The organism is Kribbella sp. DT2 (genome assembly GCF_049844575.1).
Classification (GTDB): Bacteria; Actinomycetota; Actinomycetes; order Propionibacteriales; family Kribbellaceae; genus Kribbella.
Window position 1 is genome coordinate 66,541 of the sequence record NZ_JBNCLH010000008.1, and the last position, 14,989, is coordinate 81,529.

19 protein-coding genes are annotated in these 14,989 nt (G+C 70.6%); 6 read left to right on the forward strand and 13 right to left on the reverse strand.

Features of this window, described 5'->3' with window-relative positions; all coding sequences use genetic code 11:
• The first annotated feature begins 27 nt into the window (after positions 1-27).
• A complete protein-coding gene (locus ACLQ2O_RS30275; RefSeq protein ID WP_425838024.1) occupies positions 28-567 on the forward strand; it encodes a hypothetical protein in 540 nt (179 codons plus the stop codon).
• Between the two features lie 96 nt (positions 568-663).
• Positions 664-1,935 carry an MFS transporter gene (locus ACLQ2O_RS30280; RefSeq protein ID WP_425838027.1) on the forward strand — a complete coding sequence of 424 codons (1,272 nt, stop codon included), beginning with the start codon at positions 664-666 and terminating at the stop codon, positions 1,933-1,935.
• Here ACLQ2O_RS30280 and ACLQ2O_RS30285 read toward each other — a convergent pair.
• On the reverse strand, positions 1,932-2,075 hold the full coding sequence (locus ACLQ2O_RS30285; RefSeq protein ID WP_425838030.1) for a hypothetical protein: 144 nt from the start codon (positions 2,073-2,075) through the stop codon (positions 1,932-1,934). The two genes, ACLQ2O_RS30280 and ACLQ2O_RS30285, sit on opposite strands and share 4 nt — an antisense overlap.
• A gap of 181 nt (positions 2,076-2,256) precedes the next feature.
• Between ACLQ2O_RS30285 and ACLQ2O_RS30290 the strand changes: the two genes are divergently transcribed.
• Positions 2,257-3,075 carry an SAM-dependent methyltransferase gene (locus ACLQ2O_RS30290; protein WP_425838033.1) on the forward strand — a complete coding sequence of 273 codons (819 nt, stop codon included), beginning with the start codon at positions 2,257-2,259 and terminating at the stop codon, positions 3,073-3,075.
• A gap of 173 nt (positions 3,076-3,248) precedes the next feature.
• Here the strand turns inward: ACLQ2O_RS30290 and ACLQ2O_RS30295 are convergent, their stop codons facing one another.
• Genes ACLQ2O_RS30295 through ACLQ2O_RS30305 form a run of 3 tightly spaced genes read right to left on the reverse strand, consistent with a single transcriptional unit; the run spans position 3,249 to position 6,124 of the window.
• Positions 3,249-4,010: an isocitrate lyase/PEP mutase family protein gene (locus tag ACLQ2O_RS30295; protein WP_425838035.1), complete on the reverse strand. Its 762-nt coding sequence runs from the start codon at positions 4,008-4,010 to the stop codon at positions 3,249-3,251.
• 24 nt (positions 4,011-4,034) lie between these two features.
• Positions 4,035-5,042 (reverse strand): proline racemase family protein, encoded by a 1,008-nt coding sequence (locus tag ACLQ2O_RS30300; protein WP_425838038.1) that lies wholly within the window; start codon positions 5,040-5,042, stop codon positions 4,035-4,037.
• Positions 5,039-6,124, reverse strand: a complete 1,086-nt coding sequence (locus tag ACLQ2O_RS30305; protein WP_425838041.1) for a DNA glycosylase AlkZ-like family protein — start codon at positions 6,122-6,124, stop codon at positions 5,039-5,041. Before ACLQ2O_RS30305 ends, ACLQ2O_RS30300 begins: the two co-directional genes overlap by 4 nt.
• Positions 6,125-6,312: 188 nt before the next feature.
• Between ACLQ2O_RS30305 and ACLQ2O_RS30310 the strand changes: the two genes are divergently transcribed.
• Positions 6,313-7,311, forward strand: a complete 999-nt coding sequence (locus ACLQ2O_RS30310; RefSeq protein WP_425838044.1) for an aldo/keto reductase — start codon at positions 6,313-6,315, stop codon at positions 7,309-7,311.
• Positions 7,312-7,365: 54 nt separating this feature from the next.
• Complete coding sequence (locus ACLQ2O_RS30315; protein ID WP_425838047.1) at positions 7,366-8,184, forward strand: helix-turn-helix transcriptional regulator; 819 nt, start codon at positions 7,366-7,368, stop codon at positions 8,182-8,184.
• On the opposite strand, the gene lexA is transcribed toward ACLQ2O_RS30315, so the two are convergent.
• Positions 8,181-8,840, reverse strand: a complete 660-nt coding sequence (gene lexA / locus ACLQ2O_RS30320; RefSeq protein WP_425838050.1) for a transcriptional repressor LexA — start codon at positions 8,838-8,840, stop codon at positions 8,181-8,183. The two genes, ACLQ2O_RS30315 and lexA, sit on opposite strands and share 4 nt — an antisense overlap.
• A gap of 94 nt (positions 8,841-8,934) precedes the next feature.
• Between lexA and ACLQ2O_RS30325 the strand changes: the two genes are divergently transcribed.
• The gene (locus ACLQ2O_RS30325; protein ID WP_425838052.1) at positions 8,935-9,777 is read left to right on the forward strand and encodes a phosphotransferase; all 843 of its coding nucleotides are present in this window, start codon (positions 8,935-8,937) and stop codon (positions 9,775-9,777) included.
• Positions 9,778-9,825: 48 nt separating this feature from the next.
• Here the strand turns inward: ACLQ2O_RS30325 and ACLQ2O_RS30330 are convergent, their stop codons facing one another.
• The 8 genes from ACLQ2O_RS30330 to ACLQ2O_RS30365 form a co-directional block, all read right to left on the reverse strand.
• A complete protein-coding gene (locus ACLQ2O_RS30330; RefSeq protein WP_425838055.1) occupies positions 9,826-10,785 on the reverse strand; it encodes a ferritin-like domain-containing protein in 960 nt (319 codons plus the stop codon).
• 131 nt (positions 10,786-10,916) lie between these two features.
• Positions 10,917-12,182 (reverse strand): erythromycin esterase family protein, encoded by a 1,266-nt coding sequence (locus ACLQ2O_RS30335; protein ID WP_425838058.1) that lies wholly within the window; start codon positions 12,180-12,182, stop codon positions 10,917-10,919.
• Between the two features lie 99 nt (positions 12,183-12,281).
• A complete protein-coding gene (locus ACLQ2O_RS30340; RefSeq protein WP_425838061.1) occupies positions 12,282-12,857 on the reverse strand; it encodes a hypothetical protein in 576 nt (191 codons plus the stop codon).
• 98 nt (positions 12,858-12,955) lie between these two features.
• A complete protein-coding gene (locus ACLQ2O_RS30345; protein ID WP_425838063.1) occupies positions 12,956-13,489 on the reverse strand; it encodes a DUF6286 domain-containing protein in 534 nt (177 codons plus the stop codon).
• Positions 13,486-13,872, reverse strand: coding sequence for an Asp23/Gls24 family envelope stress response protein (locus tag ACLQ2O_RS30350; protein ID WP_425838066.1), 387 nt, complete (start codon positions 13,870-13,872; stop codon positions 13,486-13,488). Before ACLQ2O_RS30350 ends, ACLQ2O_RS30345 begins: the two co-directional genes overlap by 4 nt.
• Positions 13,865-14,047, reverse strand: a complete 183-nt coding sequence (locus ACLQ2O_RS30355) for a hypothetical protein (protein ID WP_425838069.1) — start codon at positions 14,045-14,047, stop codon at positions 13,865-13,867. Before ACLQ2O_RS30355 ends, ACLQ2O_RS30350 begins: the two co-directional genes overlap by 8 nt.
• Positions 14,044-14,424 carry a hypothetical protein gene (locus tag ACLQ2O_RS30360; protein WP_425838072.1) on the reverse strand — a complete coding sequence of 127 codons (381 nt, stop codon included), beginning with the start codon at positions 14,422-14,424 and terminating at the stop codon, positions 14,044-14,046. Before ACLQ2O_RS30360 ends, ACLQ2O_RS30355 begins: the two co-directional genes overlap by 4 nt.
• The gene (locus ACLQ2O_RS30365) at positions 14,421-14,915 is read right to left on the reverse strand and encodes an Asp23/Gls24 family envelope stress response protein (RefSeq protein ID WP_425838075.1); all 495 of its coding nucleotides are present in this window, start codon (positions 14,913-14,915) and stop codon (positions 14,421-14,423) included. Before ACLQ2O_RS30365 ends, ACLQ2O_RS30360 begins: the two co-directional genes overlap by 4 nt.
• Between the last annotated feature and the right edge of the window lie 74 nt (positions 14,916-14,989).

Here is a 14,989-nt window from a genome sequence, read left to right on the forward strand (position 1 = left end):
AGCTAGCTGGTTCCGCGACGATGCATCATGCGCACCTATCTTCTCGATGCCTCCAACTGGCTGGTCGGGCTCGTCTCCGGACTGGCGTACGGCGTGCTGTTCGGCTTGGCCGTGAGGTTCCTGATGGACGAGAGCTGGACTGCCGCGCTGGTCGCGGGAGCAGCCCCCGCTCCGGCGTTCGGTCTTGCGATGGGCCTGGTCAACCGGAGAACGAAGCGCTTGTTCGGACCGTTCGAAGGCGACACGTTGGACCGGAAGCAGCGCGGACGGGCACTGCGCGCGGCCCAGTGGGGACCGATCCCTGACGATCCGGAAGTCCGGGCGGTCGCGGCGCGGTTCGCCCGCCGGCAGCTCGCGCAGGCAGAGCCACGATGGGTCCGGGTGACCCTCGTCGTCGGGGTCGTGTTCCTCCTGGCGAGTTCGGTGCTTGGTCTCATCGATGACGACATCGAGTGGCGGCGAGTGATTCTCCCCTTGTGCGGTGTTGCGGTCTGCGGGGTCGCGCTGCTTCAGCCGCGGTTCCTCCGTCGGCGCATTGCGCACCTGGAGTCCGATCAAGCCCCATGACCGGGATGTCGAACAAAATTCGACCATTCGAACATAGAAAGTGTTTGTTCGGATAAGGTGAGCGGGGTCTTCCGCTCAAACGAACAAGGGGTCGTCTTGCCTGGAGCACTTGCCGCCCACGGTGGCACCGGCAGTCAGTCTGCGACGCGGGTCGTGTGGAGATCGCCGCTGTACCGCGGCGCGACGGTGGCGTTGTTCCTGTCGGGGCTGGGGACCTCGGCGGCCGCGCCGCAGATCACCTTGTTCCTGGTGGACGAGCTGCACGTTTCGCTGACCACGGCCGGGCTGTACTACCTGACCAGCTTGACCGCGCCGATCGCCGGATACTTCATCGGTGCGCGGTCGGACCGTACGGGGAAGCGCCTCGGGCTCTTTCGTCTCTGCGCCCTGGCAGGGTTTCTCGGCTGGTGCGCGATGGCGCTGGTCGACCAGGTGTGGATGCCGTTCGTGATCAGTACGGTGGTGCTGGCCTTCGCCGGTGCCGCGGGGTCGCAGTTGTTCGCCGCGGTGCACGACGACCTGCAGGCGACCGCCAGTCCGGTCGGTGACGGGGTGGTGTCGATCGTTCGGATGGCGCTGACGGCGGGCTGGATCGTCGGCCCGGTGGGCGGTTCGCTGCTGGCGACGGCCGCCGGACCTCGCGCGATGTTCGTGGCGACGGGGGTGTGCACGCTCGCGCAGATCGTTCCGATGGGCTTCGCCCGTGCTCGCTCGGCGCCGCCTGCCGCGACGCCCGTCGCGACACCGGAGCCGCAACCCCAACCGCCGGCGCCTGTGCCTGCGCACCTCACGCATCTCTCCGGCAGGCGGGCCATGTTCCCGCTGCTCGCGTTCACCGGGCTGTACGTCCTGGTCTACGCGGGCGAGCCGATCAAGTACGGCTACCTCACCATCTACATGAACAACGGCCTCCACCTGCCGACGGCGATCAGCGGCGCGGTGATCGGCATCCAGCCCTTCGTCGAACTGATCCTGATGCCGGTCGCCGTGGTCGTCGCGCGCCGGATCGGGATGATGCGCCTGATGGTCCTCGCCGCGGCCTTCGGCGTCGGTGCCAACCTGTGCTTCGCCCTGACCGGCAACGCGGCGGGCATGTTCGCCGGGCAGATCCTGATGGGTGGGGTGTGGGGCGTCTTCGCCGGCCTGGGCATCATCGTCGCCCAACGACTGCTGCCGACGGCCGTCGCGACCGCGTCGGCGATCTTCATGAGCTCCACCGCGCTGGCCAGCGCGCTCGGCGGACTGACCGGCAGCCTCGGCGTGGGCCTGCTCGGCCTGCCGCACGTGTTCCTCGCCCCGGCGCTTTACGGGCTCGTGGCAACGATCGGCATCGCGGTGATGAGCCGCTCCCGGTACGCCGTGGGCTAGCCGCCGTACCGGGTCGGGTCAGTGCGGGCCAAGGCGCGCGCCTTCGGATCGGAGAGCTCGCCCGCCGGGGCGAGCGAGGCCCAGAGCAGCGCGGCGGCGTACGACCGGTACGGCGACCACGCGGCGGCGGTTTTCTTCACCCACCCGGGAAGCCGTCGGCACTCCACCGGTAGCCGCGGCGATCCGGTCGTAGATCGCGAAGGCGTTCACGGCGGCCGGCTGTCACTTGGCGTGGCTCGCCGATACCCCTCGTGACCAAGAACTAGTACTCTGTCGTCGGTCGGCGGTCCGGTCGGCACAGCTCGGAAGTTGGGGTAGGTCATGCAGCCTGAGGCGCCACAGTCCACGGTCAACGAATCGATCCCGACAGCGGCTCGAATGTACGACTACTACCTCGGTGGCAAGGACAACTTCGCCGCCGACCGAGCGGCCGTCGAGGAGCTGGACAAGGTCGTTCCCAGCACCCGCGCCCTGGCGGTGAACAACCGGGCGTTCCTGCAGCGCGCGGTGGGCGCCCTGGCCAAGGAGCACGGCATCCGGCAGTTCCTCGACATCGGATCCGGCCTGCCCACGCAGAACAACGTGCACCACGTCGCCCAGCGGATCGACCCGGAGTCGCGGGTCGTCTACGTCGACAACGACCCGGTGGTGCTCGCGCACGGCCGCGCCCTGCTCGTCGAGGACGACCGGACGACGGTCATCCAGGCCGACATGCGCGACACGGAAACCTTCTTCAACCACGAAGAGACCCTGCGGCTGATCGACTTCTCGCAGCCGGTCGCCGTGCTGTTCAACTCGGTCTTCCACTGCATCCCGGACAGCGAGACCGACGGCCCGCCGGCCGTGGTCGCCCGGGTCAAGGACCGCCTGGTTCCGGGCAGCTTCCTGGTCATGTGCCAGCTGGTCAGCGAGGACCCCGCCATCCGTGACTCCGTCACCAAGTTCATGGACCAGGCCACGCAGGGGCACTGGGGCCGGGTGCGGCAGGAGCAGGACGTCGCCGCCTGGTTCGAGGGGATGGACATCCTCGAGCCGGGTCTCGTCGAGGTCTCCGAATGGCGTCCCGACGACGAGCAGCCCGCTGCCGAGCAGCTGACCCAGGAGTGGATCGAGTTCGGCGGCATCGCCCGCCTTCGCTGACCCCCTTCACAGACGACAGCAGTACGACGGTGCCCCGGCCGAGAGGCCGGGGCACTTTGCACGTGTCGGTAGGTCGGCTCAGGCGACGAGCTGCTTCCGCAGAGCCTCGACCGGCCCGCCGGCGTGGAGGTAGCACCTGCGGAGCCCGAGCCTGGCTGACACCCGGACGCCGTCTAGTGCCAGGGGTTCAGCAGTTCGGTGATCTTCTCGGTGAGGGTGAACTGGAGGAGCGGGCCGAACGTGATGCGGTGGACCCCGGCGGCCTGGAGCTCGGCGTACGAGCCTGAGTAGGCGCCCTTGACCGGGTCGGCGGTGACGTTGAGGGGGCCGGACAGTTCCTTCAGCAGGGTCTGCAGCGCCTCGGCGTTGGGGACTCCGACCGGGTAGACGCAGCGGGCGCCGGCGGACTCGCAGGCCTTGGAACGGTCGACGGCTTCGGTCAGCGGGTCGTCGAAGGTGACCAGCTTGGTGATCAGGGCGTCGGTGCGGGCGTTGATGACGAGCTCCACGCCTGCTTGGTCCGCGGCGGCGCGGAGGGCCGCGATGTAGTCGGCGTGCTCGGTGAGGTCCCGGAGGCGGGACTCGCTGTGGACGGTGTCCTCGATGTTGATGCCTGCGATGCCGGCGTCGAGGGCGCGGTCGACCAGCTCGGCGGCCGGGGTGTTGTAGCCGGACTCGAGGTCGGCGGTGACGGGGACGTCCACGGCGGCGGTGATGCGGCGGATGCCGTCGAGGGCGTCGTCCAGCGTCATGCCCTCGTTGTCCTTCTGGCCGCGGGAATCGGCCAGCGGGTGGCTGCCGACGCTGAGCGCGGGGAAGCCGGCGGCCACGACCGTGCGGGCCGACCAGGCGTCCCAGACGGTCGGGAGGACGAGGGTGGTGCCGGTGTGGTGGAGACGGAGGAGTTCGCTGGCCTTTGCGGCGAGATCGGTCATGGAACCGAGCGTCGCACATCCGTCCTAGCGGAGGGTGAAGCCCGTGCCGAGAGTGTCGTCAGGGTCGAGGGTGAAGGTGGCGCGGCCGGTTTCGTACGCCGTGCCGTTGACCTCGGTGATGACGGCCGGGTGGTTGTCGGACTCGACGGAGGCGACGACCCGGGCCTGGAACGTGGTGTTGATGATCGAGTCGTGGTGAAGGGTCTGGTCCACGGTGAGGCGGCCCTCGGCGGACAGGAGAGCGACTCGGGCCGAGGTGCCGGAGCCGCAGGGTGAGCGGTCGGCCTCGCCGTCGGCGAAGATGGTGAGGTTGCGCTGGTGGGGACCGGTCGCGGACGGGCCGAGGTCGTCGTACAGGATCGTGCCGTAGATGCCGTTCAGGCGGGGGTCCGTGGGGTGCTTGGACCACTCGGTGTCGTTGAGCAGCCACTTGATCTCCCGGCCGATGGAGATCAGGTCCGAGTAGTGCGTGGGGGTGACGCCCAGGCCCAGGGACGCTGCGTCGACCGAGGCGTAGAGGGCGCCGCCGTAGCTGATGTCGGCGTGCACGTCGCCGCGGGTCGTGTGGACCGCGACGTCACGGACCACCACGTACGACGGAATGTTGCGAAAGGCAACGTTCTTGACCACGCCCGCGGAGCGGGTGACCCGGGCGGTGACGCGGCCCGACGGGACGTCGATGACGACGTCGGTGTCACCGTCCTCCGCGGCCGGGACCCGGCCGGTGCTGACGGCCCAGGTGGCCAGGGCGATGGTGCCGTGGCCGCAGGCGGTGGAGTAGCCGTCCTTGTGCCAGAACAGGACGCCGAAGTGGGCGCCGTCGTCGTTGGGCGGGACCAGGAAGCCGCCGTACATGTCCGCGTGGCCGCGCGGCTCGTTGACGAGAAACTTGCGGTAGGCATCGAACTCGGGGGACTGCTGGGCGAAGGCCCGGCGCTCGAGGATCGTGGCGCCGGGGATCTCGGGGACGCCGTCCAGCGCGATCCGGAACGGCTCGCCGGCGGTGTGGTAGTCGACGACGGTGACCTTCATGGGCGCTCGATGGCGGGAAGGGCCAGCCAGGCCGCGAGGTTGTCCAGCTCTTCGTTGATGCCCTTGGTGATGGCGCGGGTGAAGCGGACGTCGGGGTGCAGTGCGAGGACCCGCAGTACGCCGGCCTTGCGGTCGGCCTTGAGGTCTGCCTTTCCGACCAGTTGGTCGCCGTACAGGATGGGGAGCGCGAAGTAGCCCCAGCGGCGTTGGGTGGCCGGCTTGTACATCTCGAGGGTGTACTCGAAGTCCCAGAGCTCCAACGCCCGGGTGCGGTTGTGGATCAGGCGGTCGAAGGGGGACAGCAGCGCCGTCCGGGGAGTGAAGTCGTCGACCGCGGCCAGGGCGGCCGGGTCCACCTGCCAGATGCCGGTTGTGTCCTCGACCTCGAGCGGTTCGCCGGTCTCGCCGACGGTGGCGAGCTCGACGGGGACCTCGGTGCCCTTGGCGCGGGCGATGCCGAGCGAGCTCAGGCGGCGTTCGTTCTTGCGGGCCTCGGCCTCGGCCGGGGACGGGATGACGAGGTCGGAGGGGTAGACGTTCGTGGCCAGGTCCCAGATGCGCTCGCGTCCGGTGCGGCCGGCGATCGCGACCTTGCCGGTCATGACCAGCAGCTCGAGCATCTTGGTGACGTTGCGGTTGTTGGTCCAGCCGGTGGACTTCCAGGGGACCGGGCAGGTGTCGGGGATCTCGCGTGAGGTGATCGCGCCGCGGTCGGCCAGGACGGCGAGGATGTCGCGCTGGAAGGACTCGTTCGCCATCATCCAGTCCCGGATGGTCGGGTGCGGCGTCCAGTCGGCGAGGTACAGGGCGACGTCCGTCATCGGGCGGATCAGGGCGTTGAACTCGAAAAGGGTCCGGTCCACCTCGACGGACTGCTTCAGCTGCTCCGGCTGGTACGACGGCCCGAGGCGGCTCCAGGCGACCAGGTCCGCGCTGGGGGCGACCGCGGCGGTCGGGTCGATCTGCAGGAGCGTCAGCTGCTCGACCGTCGCGACCAGGTCGGTCGGGCGTGGCGCGTCGAGCAACTGGGCGCGGACGGCGATCCGGCGTGCCTGGTCACGGGTGAGGCGACGAAGTCCCATGAGCGGCAGGCTAGCCGGAACTCGAGCGAGGCCGGCGGCGGCCAGGCCGGCGGGACCCCGCAGGCCGGGTGGCGTGACGCCGCAGGTCGGCCGGCGTGATGCCGCAGGCCGTGGTGGCGTGGTGGTTCTGCCGGTCCTAGGTTGCGGGTGATCTGGTCCGCCGCGAGGCCGCGCGGAAGGCTCGGGGCATGACGGATTTCAGGCTCGACACAGTCAGGCTCGGCGCCGACGGACCGCTGGTGGGACACCAGGGCTTCGGTGCGATGGCCATCAACACCGGGTACTACGGACCGACCGACGAAGCGGCCGCGCGGGCGACCTTGGAGCAGGCGCTCGAGGTCGGCGTCACGCTGTTCGACACGGCCGACGCGTACGGCGACGGGGCGAACGAGCAGTTCCTCGCGCCGTTCCTCGCCGCCCACCGCGACGAGGTGGTGATCGCGACCAAGTTCGGGCTGGGACGCATTCGGCGTACGGGCGAGATCGTGAACGACGCGGCGTCGATCCGGGCGGCCGCCGACGCGAGCCTGCGGCGGCTCGGGGTGGACCACCTGGACGTGTACTACATGCATCGGCGGAACGTGGAGGTGCCGATCGAGGAGACGGTCGGGACGATGGCCGAGCTCGTGCGCGAAGGCAAGGTGCGGCATCTGGGGCTGAGTGAGGTGACGGCCGAGGAGCTGCGCACGGCGTACGGCGTGCATCCGATCGTGGCGGTCGAGTCGGAGTGGTCGCTGTTCAGCCGGGACATCGAGGCTCGGGTCGTGCCGGCCGCCGCGGAGCTGGGCGTGGCGTTGGTGCCGTACTCGCCGCTTGGGCGCGGAGTGCTGACGGGGGCGGTGGGCCAGCTCGGGGCGGACGATGCCCGGCGGGACATGCCGCGGTTCGACGAGGACAACCACGCGGTGAACCAGGATCTGCTGGCGCCGCTGCGGGAGATCGCCGCGGAGCGGGGTGTGACGTCGGCGCAGGTCGCGCTCGGGTGGTTGCACGCGCAGGAGCGGGTGTTCGGGGTGACGGTGGTGCCGATCCCGGGGACGCGGAGCAGTGCGCGGGTGGTGGAGAACGCTCGGGGCGCGCTGGTCGAGCTGAGTGATGAGGAGCTCGGGAGGTTGCAGCTGATCGCGGCCGGAGTGGCTGGGACGCGGTACGCGGACATGAACTTCACGTCGGCCGGGCGGGAGTGAGCCTGGGTCTGGCAGGCCCAGGCTCGGGCCGGCTGGACGACCTACTCTGGAAAGGTGAACGCTCAGCTTGGGGAGTTTCTGCGGTCGCGGCGTGGTCGGCTGGACCCTGAGGACGTCGGGGTGGTGCAGCACGGGCGGCGGCGGGTTCCTGGGCTCCGGCGCGAGGAGGTCGCGCAGCTCGCGGGGATGAGCCCGGACTACTACACGCGGCTCGAGCAGGGGCGTGGGCGGCAGGTGTCGGACGCCGTACTGGATGCGATCAGTCGGGCGCTGCGGCTCGATCCGACCGAGCGCTCCTACCTGTACGACCTGGCGCGGCCGCAGCGGGACGAGGAGCCCGCGCGGCTCGTGATCCGGCCGAGTGTGCGGCAGTTGCTGGACAGCCTGCGCGACGTACCGGCGATCGTTGTGGACTACCGGATGATGATCGTGGGGTCCAACGCCCTCGGAGCGGCGGCGTTCGGGCTGACCGACGATCCGCGGACGCGGGACCGGGCGCGGTTCTTCTGGCTCGATCCCGCGGCGCGGGAGTTCTTCGTCGACTGGGCGGGCGACGCCGAGACGATCACCGCCGAGCTGCGGTTGCAGACCGCGCGGCACCCGCACGATCGGTGGCTGGCCGAGCTGGTCGGTGAGCTGAGCATCCACAGCGCGGAGTTCCGGAAGCTGTGGGCCGACCACACGGTGCGGGAGAAGACGCAGGGACGCAAGCGGCTCAACCATCCGCTGGTCGGTGAGCTGAACCTGGCGTACGAGCGGCTCGACGTCGCCCAGGACACCGAGCTGTCGCTGATCACCTACCTGGCCGCCGCCGGTTCACCGACCGCGGAGCGCCTGGCCCTCCTGGCCAGCTGGACCGCCGTACCGGCCTAGACCGTACGAAGCACCGACACGACCACGCCGAGGATGGTGGCGTTGTCGCCGTCGATCACCTCGTACGCCGGGTTGCGGGGCTCCAGGTAGACGTGGCCGTTGCGGCGGCGGTAGACCTTGACCGTCGCCTCCTCGTCGATCATCGCGGCGACGATCTGGCCGGAGTGGGCCTCGGACTGCTGGCGGACGACGACCATGTCGCCGTCGCAGATCGCGGCGTCGACCATCGACTCGCCGCGGACGCGGAGGGCGAAGACGGTGCCGCGGCCGGTCAGGTCGCGGGGGAGGCTGAGCTGCTCGTCGACGTGCTCGATCGCGGAGATCGGCGTACCGGCGGCGATGTCGCCGACGACCGGCACGGAGACCGAGTTGTCGGAGGTCGCGGCCGTGGCGTCGTGGTGCAGGAACAGGCGGACGTCGATCGGGCGGGACACCGACGTACCGCGCTGGAGGAATCCCTTGTCCTCGAGGGCGGCCAGGTGCTTGCCGACCGAGGACGACGAGCGCAGGCCGACGGCGTCGCCGATCTGCCGGGTGCTCGGTGAGTAGCCGTGCCGGTTCACCCAGTCGCGGATCACCACCAGGATCTGCTGCTGGCGCTGCGGCAACGATGCTGGGGCCAGATGCTCGAACGGGTCGGCGTCATAAGTACTCACCCGCGGAAGCCTAGAGGGCGCCACCCCCAAAACCGCCGAGCGGCTCGGGCCGGTGTGAACTCGGGCCGACCTCGCTGCCTCGTACGGTGGAGCGATGTTGCCGATGGGGTTGTCGATGTTGTGGGAGAAGACCGAGCCGGAGCCGGCGCTGCGGGAACGCTTCGGGTTCGACGGGTTCGCGGCGGTCGCCGAGTGGGTGCCGGGAGTGCTGGCGGAGGTCTGGGGGATCGAGGCCGCGGGCTGCGGGCGGATGGTGATCAGTGACCAGAACGCGATCGTGTGGGTGGACAGCGACCGGGGGCCGCTGGTGGTGAAGTGGTCGCGGGCGGCGGACCGGTTCGCGGTGCTGGACGCGTCGGCGCGGCTGCTGCGGGTGCTGGACGAGCGGGGTGTTCCGGTGGCGGCTCCGCTGCAGACCGTCGACGGGCGCGATCGGGTGGTGGTCGACGGGCCGATCGGTGCGCTGTCGGTGGCGGTGCTGCCGGAGGTCAGTGGGGACTGGCTCGACATCGAGGACGAGGAGGCGGTCCGAGCGGCAGGGGCGTGCTTGGCCGAGCTGCACAACGCGCTGAGTGGGTACGACGACGAGCGGTTGCCGACCAGCGATCCGCGGGTGCGGATGCCGGCTGAGCTGCTCCCGCGGGGCGACGCGAAGCAGTTGGTGCACAACGACTTCCGGGCCGCGAACGTCCTCATGCGGGGAGCGAAGATCGTCGGCGTGCTCGACTTCGACGAGATCACCCAGGGACATCGGGTGGAGGACCTGGCCCACGCCGCGGTCTACCTTGCTACCCGGTTCACGGACTGGGGACCGACGCCTCCCGCCGTACGACGGACGCTGCGCGCCGGGTACGAGTCGGTGCGGCCGTTGAGTCCGGCCGAGGACGAGTGCTACCAGGCGCTGGTCGACTGGCACGTCCAGCAGTCGGGCCTCTGAACGGACGGGGCCCTGCTCCCCCTCAGGAAGGGAGCAGGGCGGTTCCGGTCAGCCGTTGGCGCGGCTGGTGTTGATCTCGCCGTTGACGCCGGCCGGGAAGAAGCCACCCTTGGTGGCCTTCTTCGGGGTCAGGTAGACGACGTTCAGGACCTGGTCGGCGCCGCGGCTGAACGCGATGCCGTTCGCGTCGGTCGGGACGATGTTCGTCTTGCCCTGGTAGGTGACGCCCTGGTCGAGGTCCGTCTTGCCGTCCAGGCTGTCGCGCGCGTTGGAGATCGCCACCGAGGGGACCTCCAGGCCGGCCGCGACCAGGCTCGTGCGGATGTTGGCCGCGTGGTACGCCTCGACCGCGAGGATGCCGGCCGCCGCCTCCAGGAAGGTCTTGTTGGTGATCAGCGGCGCGGCACCCTTGTACGCCGTGACGCCGACGTCCTCGAAGACGTACGCCGCGAGCAGGAAGTTGTTCTCGTTGGCGTAGGCGTCGAACTTCTGACCGGGCTTGATCAGGCCGGCCGCGGTCGCCGCGGCGGTGAAGGCCGCGTCGATGTCGATCGCCGGCCGCGAGACCGCCGCCGCGCCGAGCGCGCTGCGGAGGAACTTCACGTGGGCCAGCTCGTCGGCCGCGATCTCCTCGGCGTACGCCCGAACGGCCTTGGTCTTGAACTTCACCTTCCGGCCGCCCTTGACGCCACCGGGCTTGCCCTTACCGGTGACCATGGTCGCGGACAGGCCGTAACCCTTGACCGCGCGCAGGTAGAACTCGGCCTCGAGGTACTCCAGGTTGAGCGCGAAGTTGAGCACGGCACCGTCGCTCGGCTTCGCGTGCGGGTCGTGGTGACCCCAGCCGGAGGTGTCGGCGAAGGCGTTGCCCGCGGCCCCTGCGGTCAGCAGGCCGGCGCCGGCGACGCCCATCCCGGCCGCGCTCGCGGACCGCAGGAAGCGTCTGCGGTCGAGCGCGTTCTCTGCACTGCGGTCGATGGCGTTGCGGATGAACAGCTTGTCGAACATGCGCTTCTCTCCAAATGGCGAGAATCGGCTCAGGTGGGCGGCCCCCGACGGGGACCTGGAGCCGGCGCGCCCTGACGGGCACGTCGGCCAAGCAGCATTCGGAGCCGATCCGCCACCGGATGGGTGCGAGTTCAGAGCGGGTGGATCGGGGTGACCTGCTGGGTGTGGATCAGGACGTCGTGCCAGTCCGCGAGCGTGCCGCCGGTCATCTCCGAGGCGGCGCCGAGGTGCGGGAAGCCGCGGGTTCTGAGGGGTGCCTGCAGCCAGGTGCGGGCGGCGGCGTTGGCCGGGTGGTGGAGGTCGAGGGTGTAGTGGGCGTGGCGGACCTTGCCCAGCGGGTGCTCGAACCAGGTGTCGCGCGGCGGCGGCATGTCGACGGGGCCGTGCATGGTGCCGTGGTCGAAGGTGAAGCCGATCGTGCGGTAGCGGGCGCCGTACCGGCGACGGAGGTGGGAACCGGCGGTGGGGTAGGCGAAGCCGGGGCCCGCTGGGTTGGAGACCTGGAGGTCCGGCGCGTTCGCGGTGTGCGCGGCGGCGGCCCAGTAGATGACTTTCTCGCCGGTGAACTCGTGCCACCACTGGAGGTTCTCGGCGGCGCGGGCGTCGCGGTAGGCGTAGTTGTCGTCCAGGCTGAACGCCTCGTAGAACGATGCGATCTGGCGGGCGTGGTGCAGCGCCACGGCGTACGAGCGGCTGTGGTGGTGGAGGCTTTCCAGCAACGCGTGCACGGTCTTGGACTTCTGGATGTACGGCGCTTTGTCGGCGACCTCCTTCCAGTACCAGTACACGTATTCGCCCATGTCGCTCAGGTGCGGGACGATCGGTTTGAGCACGGCCCGCAGCTCGGCCAGCCGGTGCGGCGCGTGCTGGGCGACGTACGCGTCGACCGCGTCGTACGCGAGGTGCCGGGTGGAGAAGTACTCGACGCCGGCGAACCGGACCTTGTCGCGGTGCTCGGCGTTGTAGGCGCGGAGGTACTCGAAGACCGCCTTGACCTCCTCCGAGCGCCAGGCGTCGCTCATCTGACCCATCAGCGCGCGCAGGTCGCCGCGGCCGGTGAGGATGTACTGGTTCAGCAGCGTGCCGAGCGACCAGTCGTCCTCCCAGGCGATCGCGCGGAACCCTTGCTGCTCGATCAGGTGGCGCAGGGTGCGGTGCTTGAGGCGGGTGATCTCGGCGGTGTCGTGCGAGGCCTCGCCGAGCGCGACGATCCGTGCGCCGGCGAGCGGGCGTTCGAGGTGGTTCAGGTCGTCGAGCGGGGCGTCGGGTCTGAGCGTGCGCAACGGTGTGGCGTTGCGGGCGATCCAGTTCTCGAGCGGTGGTTTTGTTGCCGCTGCAGGGATCGCGGGGGTGAGGGCGGCGGTGCCGAGGACGGTCAGGAAGGTGCGGCGATGCATGGTGGGCCTCCGTTCGTTGGCTCACCACGATCGCGGAGGCACAGCCGTGCGGGCATCGGCCTGGAGGAGACACCGGCGGTACGTCGTACGGCGTACCGGTTACTGCACGCGCGGTACGGCGGGGGTCTTGTCCTGCCGGGCGACCCGAAGCTTCACCCGGCAGGACAAGTCGTCGCGGCCGACGAGCTGCAGCAGGTCGCGGCCGGTCTGCGCGGCGGCAGCGCGGACCTGGTCGAGGTCGGCGCCTGGTTCGAGCACGGGGTGGAGCTCGGCGACGAGCTGGCCGCGGTCCAGTACGACGCGGCCGTCGGCCGAGCGGATGCCGGGGGTCTCGGCGAGGAGCTCGCCGGCGGTGGTGACCGCGGCGTTGACGTCGGCGGTGAGACGGCCGGACGCGTCGGAACCGGTCAGGCGGAGGCGGCCGTTGCCTCGGCGTGGGAGGTGACGGGCGAGCCAGGACAGGCCGAGCACTACCAGCAGCAGGCCGCCGAAACCGGTTGCCCAGGGCCACCAGTCGGCGGAGGTGGCGGTGGTGAGCCAGGGCGAGCGGATGCGGTCGGGGGCGTCGGGGATCCAGTCCTGGCGCCAGGCGAACGCGGCCGCGCCCGCGGCGAGCAGGACGAGGCCCGCGACCAGCGCGGCGAGGCGGTCGAGCGCGACGATCGAGCGACGCATGTCAGAGCTCCTCGAGGGTGGGGAGGACAGGGCGCGCGGCGCGGGCGGTGACGGGGCGGCGCGTGCGGCTCGCCTCGGCGGTGACAGGGCGGCGCATGTCAGAGCTCCTCGGGGGTCACGTGGACGCGGATGCGCGGGGGCGGCTGAACCGACTGCAGGCGGGTGGCGATCGCGGTGTTGAGGGACTGGACCAGTTGGACCGTGTCCGGGGTGACCGCGGTGGCGGTGAGCTTGACGGCGCGGCGGGTGGACTTCGCGGACGCCGAGGAGACCTCGCTGGTGGTGCGGGCCGTGTCGGCGGCCAGGCGGGCCAGGTCGCCGGGGCGGATCCAGATGTCCTCGTCGCCGACGGCCAGGTGGGTCGGGCGGCGCGGGGTCAGCGCGGTCGCGATCAGCCAGATCCCGATCAGGGCGGCGGCGATTCCGGCGTACGTCATCCAGTCGGCCGGGCGGAGGACCTCGGCTTTCGTCGCGATCCAGTCGAGCCACGACGACTCGTTGATCCAGCCGGCGGAGGCCGAGGCGTGCTGGACGCCGGCGACGCCGAGGGCGATCAGCGCGAGGGCGAGCAGGATGCCGGCGGTCGCGGCGGCGGGGGCGGCGACCGGGCGCTTCGCGGGATTGTTGTTCACAGCAACCTCCTGGTCGGCTCGGCCTCGATGGGCTCAGGGCGCGCTAGTACGGCGGTGATCTCGACGTCCACCAGGTCGACGCTCAGGCCGGTCAGGTCGGCGACGGTCGTCGCGACATGGGCACGGGTGTCGGCGGCGATCTCGGGCAGCGGGCGTCCCCAGAGCACGGCGAGCTGGAGCGTGAGGCGGACCCGGGTGCCGACGGTGCTCGAGCTCGCCTTGGGCAGGCCGCGGCCGAACGTGGTGCCACGGTGGGTCACCGAGGCGATGTCGAGCGCCGCGCGTTCGGCGAGCTTCTCGATCGCTCGTGGGCTGATCTCCAGGCGCCCCCGCGCTCCTGGATTCCCGGACCGGGTGTCCGGGAGGGTGGTCGTGTCAGCCACGGCCGCGGCGGGACAGGAGGTCGTCCAGGCCCTTGCTGCCGTCGGACAGCAACCGGCCGGCGACGAAGCCGACGGCACCGAGGACGAGGGCGAGCAGGAAACCGGCGAACCCACCGGCGGCCGCCGCGATGGCGATCAGCAGTCCGGCGAACAGGCCGATGGTGGATGCGTTCACTGGTTCTCCTTGGTGGGGTGGACGACGTCCTCGACGGTGACCAGGACCGGCGTCCCGACGAGGGCCTCGAGGGTGGTGCGAACGGCGTCCGCGGTGGCGCGGACCGGGTGGTCCCAGAAGACGGTGACGTGGACCTCGGTGTGGTCCGGACGGATCCGTACGCCGGAGACGCGGCCGCCGGGCAGGTACGTCGCGACCTCGCCGAACACCCCACCGTGCAGATCGGCCACACCGGGCACCGCCCGCGTCAACTCCGCGATCCGCGACGACAGGTCGGCGCCAGTGGGATCAGGGGGTGGGGTGGGGGCCGCGCCGGCCGGCACAGCGGCTCCGCCGCGGCCGGGTGGGACCGCGCCGGGTGAGGTCGGGTCGGTCACTGGACCCGGCGTTCGGTGGTGGGCTCGTCGGTCGGGGCGGTGTCGTCGTCCTCGCCCTCGAGGTGGATGTCGCTGACGGCGATGTTGACCTCGGTGACCTCCAGGCCGGTCATCCGCTCGACCGCGCTGATCACGTTGCGGCGGATGCCCTCGGCCAGGTCGGCGATGCCGACGCCGTACTCGACGATGATCTGCAGGTCGATCGCGGCCTGCTTCTCGCCGACCTCGACCGAGACGCCCTGGGACAGGTTGGTGCGCGAGCCCGGGATCCGCTCGCGCAGCATGCCGACGGTGCGGGCCGCCGTACCGCCGAGGTCGTGCACACCGGTCACCTCGCGGGCCGCGATGCCGGCGATCTTCGAGACCACCTGGTCGGCGATCGTGGTCTTGCCGTGCTCGCTGGTCAGCGCCGAGGTGTCGACCGGGCTCAGGTCGTGCGCCGGGACTGCCTTCGGACCGGTGGTCGGGGTGCCGGTGGGGGTCTGCGTCATCGCACTGCCTCTCGGAGAAGGGACCGGTTCGAGGGGGTTCGGACCGGGAAAGTGTTCGGATCGTTCAGTGACTG